Genomic DNA, 12,477 nt, shown 5'->3' with positions numbered 1-12,477 from the left:
TCTGGCATGAGCAGTGAATGGTGCGTTTAGCGATATAATACGCATTCATTTAGTAATGTGTTGTATTCATGCCAAAATTTAACTTACATCGTCCGGATTATGTGACCTCCATGTTAGGTCAGCTTTCTTCTTCGCAATTACATCAACGCCTTGATCCCATAGTAAAACAATTAACAAAAAAGTTACCGCGTAACCCATATATCAGTGATCGTATCATCGCCAAACGCTGGGAAGTGTTGAATAACATTAACTCTCAAACTATTTTGTATGATACCGAAACTCAGCAACAACAGCATTGCTACGAAAAGAACATAGAAAACTTTATTGGCTCAGTAAAGTTGCCGTTAGGTATTGCAGGGCCTTTAAAAGTGAATGGTCTATTTGCTAGTGGTGAGTACTTTGTGCCATTAGCAACAACAGAAGCGGCATTAGTTGCATCTTATCATCGTGGGGCTCTTCTGATCAGTGAAGCAGGAGGAGCAAGTGCTATATTGTTAAATGAAGGCGTAACACGAGCACCAGGTTTTGCGTTTGAATCACTTGTACAGGCGAGCAAATTTATTACTTGGGTCACAACACAATACGATACTTTTAAAACGATTGCAGAATCAACCACGCGCTACGGTAAGTTATCAGACATTAATTTGAGCATGGAAGGTAATCATGTTTACTTGGTATTTGAATATCTAACCGGTGACGCATCTGGTCAAAACATGGTGACGATTTCAACTAATGCCGTTTTTGAATATATTCTTGCTAATACACCGATTAAACCTGTTGAAGCCTTTCTAGACTGTAATTTATCTGGTGATAAAAAAGCAACGGCACAAACGTTGCGTTCGGTTCGTGGGAAGAAAGTGACTGCTGAAGTACATTTAAGCCGTGAGCTAGTGAAGAAATATCTTCATACGACCCCTGAAAAAATGGTCGACTTTGGCAAAATGACCACAGTAGGCGGTGCGTTAAGCGGTACTATCGGTGTTAATGCACATTATGCGAATGCGCTTGCTGCATTTTATATTGCATGTGGGCAAGATGCGGCATGTGTTGCGGAATCTTCTGTTGGTATAACGCGAATGGAACTAAATCAACATGATGTTCTTTGCGTATCGGTGACATTACCCAATTTAATGGTAGGGACTGTAGGTGGAGGAACACATCTCCCTAGCCAAAAAGCGTGTTTAGAACTATTAGGTTTATATGGAAGTGGCCACTCTCAAGCATTAGCAGAAGTGTGTGCCGTATTATGTTTAGCCGGTGAACTTTCAATTATTGGAGCTTTTTGTTCAGGCCATTTTGCCAAAGCGCATCATCGGTTAGCACGATAAGCTTAATTAGATGGTATATTACATGGAGTATAGAATACTGTGTTACAAAAAAAGATAGAACAAATTAACTCGCAGAATAATTTCTTTTTTCTGACGATAGCTTTAATAAGCTTATTAATTAGTGCGTCACTAGAAAAAGTGATCCCGCATGGCATAGTTCAGTATGCGTTAGAGGCCTTTACTGTCATTACGTTTATTGTCTGCTTATTAAGCTTACGTTTTGATAGGTCATGGTTTCGTTTTTTAACATCTTTGGTCGGAATCTGGATTATGGCGATGATTGCTAGAATCCTATTAGGTATTGAAGAAATTGAAATTATTATGCTATCGCTGATGTTTGTATTCTTTTTTGGCACGTTTAAATCTATTATGCGTCAGATCCTGTTCACAGGCTCAATAAATACCAATAAGATCATTGGCTCTATGGCATTATTTTTATTGCTTGGATTAATGTGGGCGATTGCGTATTTGATTCTTGTTCGTGTTTTCCCCGATTCAATTCATGGTATCAATTCAGGGCCATGGCATGAAAATTTCTCTGATGCGGCGTATTTTAGTTTTGTTACCTTAACGACATTAGGTTATGGCGATATTTTACCGGTCTCTTCGATTGCGAAAGTTTTCGCATATTTAGAAGCTATTGTCGGCGTGTTTTATATGGCAATTGTAGTATCGAGTTTAGTCAGTTCTAGTGGCAGTAAGCATTTAGGTCGTGATGAGTAGTTAACTATCGTTTGATAAAAGCGATAGTCGTTGTTTTTGAACGTTATTGAGTATTTATAAACAATGAATCGTTTTTTCAAGAAAGTTTATGATTATATTAACCCAACGGTTAATCCAGAGCTTGAGCCCGCATTCGATGAATGGCAAAAGCATATTCCAACATTATGGCTTTTGGGTAAAACAGGTGCGGGTAAATCGACGGTTATTCAAACCATTACAGGAAGTAGTGCGGTTGAGATCGGTAACGGTTTTCAACCGTGCACACGTACTGCAGAAGTTTACCAATACCCAACAGATAGCCCATTAGTTCGTTTTCTAGATACCCGAGGTTTGGCAGAAGCTAATTATGATCCTGCTGAGGACATAGCGATGTGTAGCGGTAAAAGCCATGCACTGATCGTTATCATGAAAGCTGAAGAACCAGAACAATCATCGGTTCTTGAGGCGTTAAAAACCATTAAGCGTTCAGGCAAAATTAAACATTTATTGGTTGTTCACACGGCAATAAATAGCCTGAATGATAGCCAAGAACGCGAGCGAGCCATTTTTTATAATCATCAGCGTGTTATGGAAGTATGGGGTATTAAAGAGTCCGTATGGCAAGCGAAAAATACGGATGAACAATTAAATACTTATCAGCCAATTGGGGTTGATTTGATCCCTGATGAGCAACAGTACATCGGCTTAGATACCTTAAATGCTGTGCTTTCTGAAACGCTGCCTATGTTGAGCCTTCTCTCAAATAAACAGGCTCACAGTAATAGAGAAGAGCAAAACTTCGAGCGATTACGTAAAGAAGTCTTATGGTATGCAGGTGCTGCAGGCGCGAGTGATGCGATTCCAGCCATTGGCTTATTTACGGTTCCAGCTATTCAAGGAAAAATGTTACACAGCCTTGCCAATCAATATGGTGTGACGTGGAATAAGAAAGACTATGCAGAATTTATTAGTATGCTTGGATCGGGTTTCTTATTGCATTATATCTCCAAGTTAAGCGTTAATCAGTTAGTAAAATTTATTCCCGCTTATGGGCAAACTGTCGGTAGTGCGACGGCTGCCGCAATGAGCTTTTCATCCTCTTATGCGATTGGCCGTGCCGCCGCTATGTACCTCTACCACCGGAGTAAAGGTGAAACCGTATCGAAAGAGTTATTAAAGACAACGTATCAACAAGCGTTTAAATCAGTTAAAAAAGTGGCTGACCAGCAAGTTAATCAAAATAATCTTGATAGTAAGGATAGCCATGAAGCGCGTAAATAAGAGTTATCAACTTATTAGTCAGTTATCAGATGGTTTTATTCCGCTGGTGGCTGTTGCTATTTTATTGCCAGTTGTCGTGTTATCAGGCTTTGGTATTGTCGCATTAATCAATAATGGCCAATGGATACTGTTTTTCGCTTTAATTGCAATTTCGTGTTTGATTGTTTTTGTCCCTTATTGGTTTATTCGCCGAAAAAGAGTAGTGAGTGATGCTGTCAGTGATGATTTAGCCCCATTGCATGTGGAAGGTAATCCTCAATGGGGAGCGCATGAAAATCAGGTGTGGCAAGAAGTAACATTGATCATTCAGCAACAACTGAGTGATGCACCTGAGTGGGAGTCATTACAAGCGCATGCATATGTCTTAGTTGCAGAAGTCGCGGATCGTTTTAATAAAGGTAAATCAGCCCAACGCCTATCTTTTACTGCTCCTGAGTTTTTACTTATGGTGGAAGAAGTAAGTCGGCGTTATCGTTATTTTTTACAAGAGCATGTGCCATTTGCTGAGAAAATAACATTAAAGAGCCTTCAGCAAGGCTATCAGTTAAAGGATAAAGTGGGCTATGCGAAATCTGCCTATGATGTCTATCGATTATTTCGTATTGCAACACCAACAGGATGGTTAGCAGAAGCGCGCGGATTAGTGTTAGGTAAGCTGTTTGATGATGTCAGCTTAGAAGTGCAAACCAAACTAAAAATGACCTTGCTACAAGAAGTTGCCTCAGTCGCCATCGATCTTTATAGCGGTCATTTCAAACTTGATGATGCTTCCGTTCCGCACAGTAAAATGCATGACAAAGATCAACAGGCTGGAGCGGTTCCTATTGAACCACTACGTGTTGCAGTAATAGGGCAAATTAGTGCGGGTAAATCATCTGTGGTTAATGGTTTACTAGGGGAGATGTCGGCAGAAATTAGTGCGTTACCTTCAACAGATAAAGCAACAACCTATCGTTGCGAAGTCGAAGGAACCGATGTGATTAATTTAATTGATCTACCTGGTATTGACGGTACTGAAAGTATTAATCAAATGCTGTTAAAACAAGTTACGCAGAGTGATGTGGTGTTGTGGGTACTTAAAGCGAATCAATCATCGCGCCAAGCTGATATTACGTTAAAACAGATGATTGAAGATTTTTATACACAACCGAAAAATCAGCATCGTAAAGCACCAAAGATCATTGTTCTTGTTAATCAGGTGGATAAGCTGAAGCCTGTTGATGAATGGTTACCCCCTTATGATTTGAATGATATCCAAACCAAGAAAGGGGAAATCATTTTAGATGCCGTTAATTACAACCAAAACTTGATGAAAAGCGACACTATCATTCCATTATCTGTTAGTAGTGAAAGATTGACTTATAACTTAGATGTACTTCAAGAGACGATTCAAGAGGTGTATCAAGAGGGTATCAATACCCAGTTAAATCGTCGTCGTATTGATGGCGATCGTATTGATTATACCGAGCAAGCTCAACGATTGTATCGATTAGGCAAACTGGTTTTTGATGCTGCAGTAAAATAAAAATATGTAAATGAACAAAGCCCTCAAGTGTAAACGAGAGGGCTTTTTTCATGCTGTTAGCGAACTAATAGATACCCAAAAGGGAGTTTCCGTAAGAGCTTCACTAAGAGGAATGAAATGATAAAAGCAAAAGGTAATGCTAAAAAGCTGGATAATATCGGATTGATATTAAGCATGAAAACCAAATTAAAAAAGTAAATAACAATAAGTAAATGACAGAGGTATATACCTAAAATATCTTTACTAAATGCTGTTGGCTTTAACTGTTCTCCAAAATTAGACTTATCTTGAAGAAATAAGAAAATCCCTACAGCCCATACTGGTGAACTTAATAAGAAATCATGATAAAAGGCACCATTAGCAAAGAAATAGAGGTAATTTGCCTCTATTAAAAATACAGCAAAACCAATACTAGCAATAATTAAGCTTAGTTTGGTATTCAATGTTATCTGGCGACGATGTATTTCATAACCTAATACAACAAATAACGTACTAAAAAAGGGGCCGTTACGGGTTAAAATTGGTGCTTCTATATTTGTAATTGGAACATAGCTGCCTGCAGCACAACCATAAATGAATAATATTAAACCAACAGGTAATAGTAGGTTATCAAGGCGATATTTATGTAACAAGGTTATGATACTTATCGCGCAAATTAGAGCAGGGATGTACCACAAGTGTACAAGAGAACCTTCAAACAAAGTATTTATTGGGTTTGCAAGTAAACTATTCCAGTGATTACTGCGCTCGGCAAGGTAACCGTCACTGAGTAGTATCGAAAAGTTAAAAGGGATTATTAGAAAAACAACACTCCAACTTAACCACATAATGAGCAGAGGTTTTGCGTACTTTACTAAAACATCTTCTTTTGACGTGCTGGCGACTAATTTTGGGTAATAAAAATAACCTGCAATAATGAAAAATAGCGGCACAGCAAAACGACTCATTTGATTTAAGAACATCCCAATGAGGGGCTCTCCGAAAATCAACGGTGTTTTCATAAAGACTTGACTGTGTAAGCCTATAATTGCGAGTAAAGCAATGAGTCGCCCAGATTCAAAACTAGTAATACGCTTGTGTGTCATTACAGCATTCTCATCAAATAATTTCGCAAAGAAGGTAAACTTAAAAGTCTATTTTGTAAATTAAACTGAAGGGGAAAAGAGTGGTTAGCAGGAGGAATAGATATAAAATGTGACTAATATCTCACACCGATATTTGTTTTGAGAAAAGGCAATACATGAGAGTAATATATTGCCTATTAAATATTCATTAAAACCTATTAGATTAAATGCCTAGTTGATCAAAGAGATCTTGGTCGTTAATATCTTTTAACGTTTGATTTTTAGCATTTTCCTTTTGTTGTTCAAGCTTGGCTGATTCAAAAATGCTGTCGGTGTCTTGAGTGTCTTGTTCAAATTCTTCTAGTTGGATAAATTCGGTTTTATCCATAGCAAATTCAAGATAGAAAATGTTGTTCTTGGCTGTAGTAAAGCTAACACGACGAGCTTGAGGGCGATCTAAGTTGGTATCAACAGATAATAAGATTTGTTTGTTGAGTGCTAACATTTTTGGTTGGTTCTGAGTAATTGAGACTTTTAACTCACGTCCGATCTTACCCGTAAAATCCCCAACGACTTGATTCATTAATTCACCAAGAATATTCGCAACCTCATCAGAGGTATGATGTACAGCGAGCTCATCTTCAGAAATCCCCATACGTAGCATATATTCTTTATAAAGCTCCATTGCTGCTTGGTTGGTAAAGTTTGTAACGACTAAACCAGTAAAACCGCCATCAAATAGTACAAAGCAGCCAATATCAGGTTTTAAACTTGTTTTATTAATTTTTTGTACCATGGCGGAATAGGAAACGTCAGTTTCTGTTGCTTTAGATAAGACATCGGAAAGTGATTGGCACAGTTTTAATAGAATATCATCAGTAGTGACGGTTTTTAATTTTCTCATTGTACGTCCTGTTGTATCAAGATGTTGAAGGCAGCCACTAAATAGTTGCTTTAATAAAGTGGAGAAGATGCCGATAAAACAATAACGGTTGTTTATCGGCATCAAAAGAGGGAACTTTAGTCGTTGTTATTAAAAGGTTATTTGGGGAGGATTTTAACTCTGTAACCTAGCCATTAAAACGTTTTTGAAGATAGGCGATAATATCGCTAGACTCATACATCCATTCAACGCCGTCTTCTTTTTCAATGCGTAAACAAGGAACTTTGCGCTTACCGCCTTGTTCGATTAATTCTTGCTCCCAAGGTGATACTTTTGCATCACGTGTTTCTAACGGTAAGCTTAGTCGTTTAGCTTCGCGACGTACCTTTACACAAAAAGGGCATGCATCAAATTGATATAACTTGAGTTTAGCTACCGCTTTGTTGACCTCATTTTGCTGTTCGGAAGAGCGTTTTATCCCGCGAGGAGAAAAAATAAAATTTAGGACAAGAATAATACGCCCAAGAATCCAGCGAATAACCTTCATACTGACAAACCTTACATAATTAATATAGTGTTAATTTATTTTCATACATCCAAATGGACAGTATTAGAATACCGTGAAATTATGGTCATTTATAGTCATCTTATTATAACGGCAACATCACTTTACGAGTATAAATACAAGCTTATCCGAATATCATCGATAAACTTATCACTCTGTTGTAATGTAATTTTTGGAACCAAAGTCAAAAATTAGACCAATGTCACTTATCAACTAAATTTCATAACCAAATGATAGATATTTGTAGCAATATCTCTATGATATTTTTATTAATGTTAAAAAGATCCTAATCTATTGTTATGGCGAAAAATATACTAATTTGTGATGACTCACCGCTAGTCCATAAATCAATGACGCGTTTGTTGAAGGATAGCTATGACATAAATTTATATTATGCTGAAAATGGTAGTGATGGCCTAGATAAAATAGCTAAAAATAATATTGATGTCGTTTTTCTAGATCTGACTATGCCTATCATGGATGGTTTTGAAGTATTAAAACGACTTCCGAGTTTCAGTTATAAGCCTACAATTGTGATTATTTCTGCAGATGTCCAAAAAGAAGCAGCAAGGCGTTGTTTGATGCTTGGTGCCGATTATTTTTTGTCAAAGCCATTTGACAAGAAAAAGCTCAAACAACTGTTATCGAATTTACAAATCACGGTGTTAACAAATACAACCGCGAACGATAACACTTTATCTGTTGATTATATTGAAGGTTTTAGAGAAATCGCAAATATCTCACTTGGTCGTGGTGCTGCAATTATTTCAGACCATCTTGGTGAGTTTATTAAAATGCCATTGCCATATGTCGCCACTATGCAAAGTAGCGATCTTGCTATGACAATTGCTGATATTCGTAGTGATCATCAATCAATTGCAATTGCTCAACGGTTTGTCGGTGGTGGTATTCATGGTGAAGCTTTAGTTGATTTACGCGGTAAAGATATTCTTTCGTTTGGCGAAAAATTGGGTTTTAGTCAAACAAATGAAGATAAAAATGAAGTTGTTATTGATATTAGTAATATCATGGTTTCTTCTTTTCTCGTTGCTTTATCAGAACAAATAAGTATTCCATTCTCAGTTCGGCAGCCAATCATTTTAGAAGAATATATGAATTTGAGTCAGAAAGAGTATGAAGAGAGTGATTTTTTTACCGTGGAATACGTATATAAAGCTGAAACACTGGATCTTGAATGTGAAGTACTATTTATGATGGATAGTCACTCCACTAAAGTTATTCACCAGATTATGGAAACATTAAATTGAGTGATATTTCATTAGCTGATTTTCATTTAACCATGCAGGTCCTTGATCATTTGGATGCAGGGATTGTGATATTGGATAAAGATTACAATGTATATGCATGGAATACATTTATGCAGGCATATAGCGGTATATCAACCGATCAAATAATGGGTAAGCCTTTATTTGATGTTGTAGAGAATTTACCTAAGAATTGGCTAAAAAATAAAATATCATCAACATTTAAATTACGAATGCGCTCTTTTTCTGCATGGGAAGATCGTCCTTGGGTATTCAAGTTTAGTAATTTTAGTCCAATCTCTGGAGGTGCTGATTTCATGTATCAAAACATGACATTAACACCTTTGAAGTCTTTGACTGGTGAATATACTCATATCTGTTTAACGATTACAGATGTCACGGATATAGCTAAAAATAAAAACCACCTAAGGGAGTCAAACGAGCAATTAACTCATCTTAGTATCACAGATCGATTAACCCAGCTGTATAATCGTGGGCATTGGGAAAATTGTTTAGTTGAAGAGTTTGAACACTATCAGCAAATGCATCAATCGATGACACTAGTTATGTTTGATATCGATCATTTTAAAAATGTTAATGATACTTATGGCCATGTTGCTGGTGATGCCGTCATTAAAACGATTGCTGACATCGTTCGAAAAGCAAAACGGCAAAGCGATATAGCAGGGCGCTATGGGGGAGAAGAGTTTGGTGTGATTTTACCTGGAACTACGGCAGATATGACCAGCTATTTTACTGAAAGATTACGTAAAAAAGTAGAAAAGGCGAATGTTGTTGTTGATGGTAAGACAATTAATGTCACGATAAGTTTAGGTGTGTGCCAGTTACACCCAGGTATAACCAACTATGAATCATGGCTAGAACAAACTGATTCTGCTCTGTATGAATCGAAGAATAAAGGACGAAATCAAACGACAGTAATGCAAGCGGATGGTAAATTTACTTCACTAGCGACAAATGTAAAAAATATCAATGAATTCAATAGAAATATTGGTTAATGAAAAAATAAAGAGTAAAGTATATAAAAATTTTCTGATTATATATGGATAGTATTGTGGAAAATCTGGTCGTAAATACAGAAGGATATGAAGCTTTAGTTGAGTATTTAGCCTCAAGTTTAACCTTATTTGAAGGGTTATCCGTATCTGAAAAAAGCATTACTATAGAAGATGTCGTCACTGATTTAATCGCAACGCAATTGATGACCGTATTTTTGCAAAACCCTGATATTGAGCAAGATGTTCGTTTTCAGTTAATGCAAGAAGCTGATTTAGTTCTTGCTGATCTCAATCAAGTTCTTGAAGGAATTTGGTTATGTGAAGCTTCTGATGTGCAAATTAGTTTCTTAGAAGACTTTATTAGTTTAGTAAAAAACTTATTTGACTCAGCAATTTTAAAAATTTATTAAAAATTTTAATGTAGTTAATCCATTTAATAAATGCAGAAAAGGAATAAGGCATTTAATGTCATATTTTATTTCAACTTTATGCTGTATTTTATCATATAAAAACCATCAAAAATCCCTATATGGAATGTGAGTTAAGTAGAACTTAATTCATGTCTATTATCATTAAAAACAAGAATATTAATAAAATAAATAATTGAAATATTTCTTTAACAATTAATTATTACCTTAATGCTCCATAGAGAGTATTCATAATATTAATAATTGGTAGTTAGCATTTTGCTTTTTACTTTTCTCTCTTAACAATGTTCTGAGGATAGGTTAATGAAGCAAGCACATCGCGCAAAAAAATTATCTGTTGTTTTAAGAATTCAGTTTGTTTTAGCAATACTGGTAACAATCAGTCTTACGCTTTCTTTTTCGGGTAATAATGGATTAAATAACATGACCCGAGAGTTTGATGTATTAAGCAACCAAGCGGTGCCAGTATCATTAAAAAACGCCGCGATTGTGACAAGTGCATTAGAAGTTGAGCAAAGTTTAAGTGATATGTTGATGAGTAATAATGAACAGTCACTGAATCAAACATTTGCTATTTATAAGAATATGCATAGCCAAGGTGAAGATGCAGGTAAAGAGTTAGAGATACTAGCAAAAACTTATAAGATAAACTGGTTAAAACAATATGCAGAAAAATACTTGTCTGAAGTTGAATCCATTAATCAATTAGCGTTTGATATTTATTCCATTCAAAAAGAAATTATTCTAAATAAAGAAAAGCTAGCAACTGAGCGCTCAACGATGAACTATGCGGTTTCATCTGTTCGTTCGGAAATGAGTCGTGTTGGTATAACGTTATATTCTGATAACGAGTATGCGATGAGTAATGTCACTAACTTTTTAAATCATGCTGTAGAGTTAAGCGGTAACTTGATGCTGTTAGTCACAGAACCTGATTTGGTTAAAGCAAAGTTGATAGCAAAAGATCTTAAACGTACGAATTTATCAGGGATGAAATTTGCTTGGGGTGAATTGGTACGTGAAAATGGTGCGATAAATGATTTTTCAAGCCTCACTGTGCCATTTGAAATGGTAAAAAAGTTATTTGCCAAACAGGGATATATTGAACGTTATTTAAATGTATTGAAACTAAATGAAGAACAAAGCATTAAATATACCGAAGTTAAACACCAAACTAGTTTGATTATGGATTTACTCCAAGTGATTACCCAGCAATCACATGGCTTAATTAAAAATGGTGAAAATGGTTTTACACATGCAAGCAATGATGCACGACAAATGTTCCTAATTTTTAGCATCATTGGGTTAATTATTTCAGTGCTTGCAGGAACGTGGATAAGCCGCGTAGTGAAAAAGTCGATTGAACATATTAGTGACGTTGTAAATAAAATTAGTGAGGGGAATTTAACGGTTAAGGCAAATACTAATGCTGCTAGTGAATTTGCTCAGTTAGCACAAGTGCTCAACGATCTGTGTGAACATGATAGAGAATCACTACAGCAGTTAATTACTAACAGTAATGAGTTAACCAGTGCTGCTGAATTAAGCATGCACGCTTCTACAACTTCGCGTGTTGCGCTACAAAATCAAAGTGAGGAATTGGCTGTTGTAACAACATCGATGACACAACTTGAAGGATCTATTCGAGAGATCTCGCAAAGTAGCTCTGAATCAGAAAAACAAGCGCAAAAGGCTCAACAATTAGCTTTAAATGGTGTTGGGATTATTGAGTGCAGTACTCAAGGCTTATTAGCTCTAGAAGAGCAATTCGCTATTAATGAAAAGCGAATGCAAGAGTTAGATAATTACGTAAAAGAAATTACAGAAGTCGTGGAGCTTATAAGTTCTATCGCGAATAACACTAACTTACTGGCTTTAAATGCAGCCATTGAAGCAGCAAGAGCGGGAGAACAAGGCCGTGGGTTTGCTGTTGTTGCAGATGAAGTTCGTCAATTGGCAAGTGAAACGAATCAACAAACAGAGTCTATTCGCAATACGATAGCCTCGCTTCATAAAGCGGCTGATGACGTCAATGAAGCGATGTTAGTGAGTCGTAAAGAAATGATGTCGTCTATTGAACGTAGCAGTGATGTGCAACAAGCTATCAATTTGATCAAAAATACTATTTCAGATATCAATCAACAAATGGTGACGATTGCCGTCGCGACACAACAACAAGAACGAGCGTCACAACATGTTGCCCAAAATTTGGAGCAGGTTGCAAGTCGTGCTCAACAAAATAATCACCAGCTTGATACGCTTGTTGATGAAGCTGAACGTGTCGCTGTCATCGCGCAACAACAACAAGGTATGTTGAGCCGTTATCATTTAGAAGATGAAAATGATCCCGTCTTAACATTTGAAACGCCAGTATCGACTAATTAATAATCAGAGACGAACTGGATAGAGTTAATTTT

Annotated in this window: 11 protein-coding genes; 8 read left to right on the top strand and 3 right to left on the bottom strand. The window is 36.5% G+C overall.

Translation table 11 applies throughout. The features are described 5' to 3' along the window. Nucleotides 1-68: 68 nt before the first annotated feature. From C9J45_RS07100 to C9J45_RS07085, 4 genes are all read left to right on the top strand, one after another. On the top strand, nt 69-1,328 hold the full coding sequence (locus tag C9J45_RS07100; protein ID WP_107208241.1) for a hydroxymethylglutaryl-CoA reductase: 1,260 nt from the start codon (nt 69-71) through the stop codon (nt 1,326-1,328). Nucleotides 1,329-1,367: 39 nt separating this feature from the next. Continuing rightward, nucleotides 1,368-2,051: a potassium channel family protein gene (locus C9J45_RS07095; RefSeq protein ID WP_107208242.1), complete on the top strand. Its 684-nt coding sequence runs from the start codon at nt 1,368-1,370 to the stop codon at nt 2,049-2,051. A 63-nt stretch (nt 2,052-2,114) separates the two neighbouring features. Then, nucleotides 2,115-3,311, top strand: coding sequence for a YcjF family protein (locus C9J45_RS07090; RefSeq protein WP_107247667.1), 1,197 nt, complete (start codon nt 2,115-2,117; stop codon nt 3,309-3,311). Next, nucleotides 3,295-4,836 carry a GTPase family protein gene (locus C9J45_RS07085; RefSeq protein ID WP_107247666.1) on the top strand — a complete coding sequence of 514 codons (1,542 nt, stop codon included), beginning with the start codon at nt 3,295-3,297 and terminating at the stop codon, nt 4,834-4,836. The genes C9J45_RS07090 and C9J45_RS07085 overlap by 17 nt, the downstream gene beginning before the upstream one ends. Before the next feature lie 56 nt (nt 4,837-4,892). On the opposite strand, the gene C9J45_RS07080 is transcribed toward C9J45_RS07085, so the two are convergent. The 3 genes from C9J45_RS07080 to C9J45_RS07070 form a co-directional block, all read right to left on the bottom strand. Next, nucleotides 4,893-5,921 carry an acyltransferase gene (locus C9J45_RS07080; RefSeq protein ID WP_107247665.1) on the bottom strand — a complete coding sequence of 343 codons (1,029 nt, stop codon included), beginning with the start codon at nt 5,919-5,921 and terminating at the stop codon, nt 4,893-4,895. A 202-nt stretch (nt 5,922-6,123) separates the two neighbouring features. Continuing rightward, the gene (locus C9J45_RS07075) at nt 6,124-6,804 is read right to left on the bottom strand and encodes a DUF3334 family protein (protein WP_107208246.1); all 681 of its coding nucleotides are present in this window, start codon (nt 6,802-6,804) and stop codon (nt 6,124-6,126) included. A gap of 166 nt (nt 6,805-6,970) precedes the next feature. After that, nucleotides 6,971-7,330 (bottom strand): glutathione S-transferase N-terminal domain-containing protein, encoded by a 360-nt coding sequence (locus tag C9J45_RS07070; protein WP_107208247.1) that lies wholly within the window; start codon nt 7,328-7,330, stop codon nt 6,971-6,973. Nucleotides 7,331-7,647: 317 nt separating this feature from the next. Between C9J45_RS07070 and C9J45_RS07065 the strand changes: the two genes are divergently transcribed. The 4 genes from C9J45_RS07065 (at nt 7,648) to C9J45_RS07050 (ending at nt 12,445) form a co-directional block, all read left to right on the top strand. Beyond that, a complete protein-coding gene (locus tag C9J45_RS07065) occupies nt 7,648-8,616 on the top strand; it encodes a response regulator (RefSeq protein WP_107260419.1) in 969 nt (322 codons plus the stop codon). Then, complete coding sequence (locus C9J45_RS07060; RefSeq protein ID WP_107208249.1) at nt 8,613-9,632, top strand: GGDEF domain-containing protein; 1,020 nt, start codon at nt 8,613-8,615, stop codon at nt 9,630-9,632. Before C9J45_RS07065 ends, C9J45_RS07060 begins: the two co-directional genes overlap by 4 nt. A gap of 65 nt (nt 9,633-9,697) precedes the next feature. After that, nucleotides 9,698-10,042 (top strand): DUF3802 family protein, encoded by a 345-nt coding sequence (locus C9J45_RS07055; protein ID WP_158260218.1) that lies wholly within the window; start codon nt 9,698-9,700, stop codon nt 10,040-10,042. A gap of 321 nt (nt 10,043-10,363) precedes the next feature. Then, nucleotides 10,364-12,445 carry a methyl-accepting chemotaxis protein gene (locus C9J45_RS07050; protein WP_107292354.1) on the top strand — a complete coding sequence of 694 codons (2,082 nt, stop codon included), beginning with the start codon at nt 10,364-10,366 and terminating at the stop codon, nt 12,443-12,445. Nucleotides 12,446-12,477: the final 32 nt, after the last annotated feature.

This window comes from Photobacterium sp. GB-1, from assembly GCF_003026165.1.
GTDB lineage: Bacteria > Pseudomonadota > Gammaproteobacteria > Enterobacterales > Vibrionaceae > Photobacterium.
This window is presented reverse-complemented; position numbering and strand designations above follow the sequence as displayed.

Excerpts from the sequence above, each read along its gene's own strand:
- C9J45_RS07075 (WP_107208246.1), bottom strand. The coding sequence starts at position 6,804 with ATGAGAAAATTAAAAACCGTCACTACTGATGATATTCTATTAAAACTG.
- C9J45_RS07065 (WP_107260419.1), top strand. The coding sequence starts at position 7,648 with ATGGCGAAAAATATACTAATTTGTGATGACTCACCGCTAGTCCATAAA.
- C9J45_RS07100 (WP_107208241.1), top strand. The coding sequence starts at position 69 with ATGCCAAAATTTAACTTACATCGTCCGGATTATGTGACCTCCATGTTA.
- C9J45_RS07090 (WP_107247667.1), top strand. The coding sequence starts at position 2,115 with ATGAATCGTTTTTTCAAGAAAGTTTATGATTATATTAACCCAACGGTT.
- C9J45_RS07085 (WP_107247666.1), top strand. The coding sequence starts at position 3,295 with ATGAAGCGCGTAAATAAGAGTTATCAACTTATTAGTCAGTTATCAGAT.
- C9J45_RS07070 (WP_107208247.1), bottom strand. The coding sequence starts at position 7,330 with ATGAAGGTTATTCGCTGGATTCTTGGGCGTATTATTCTTGTCCTAAAT.
- C9J45_RS07080 (WP_107247665.1), bottom strand. The coding sequence starts at position 5,921 with ATGACACACAAGCGTATTACTAGTTTTGAATCTGGGCGACTCATTGCT.
- C9J45_RS07050 (WP_107292354.1), top strand. The coding sequence starts at position 10,364 with ATGAAGCAAGCACATCGCGCAAAAAAATTATCTGTTGTTTTAAGAATT.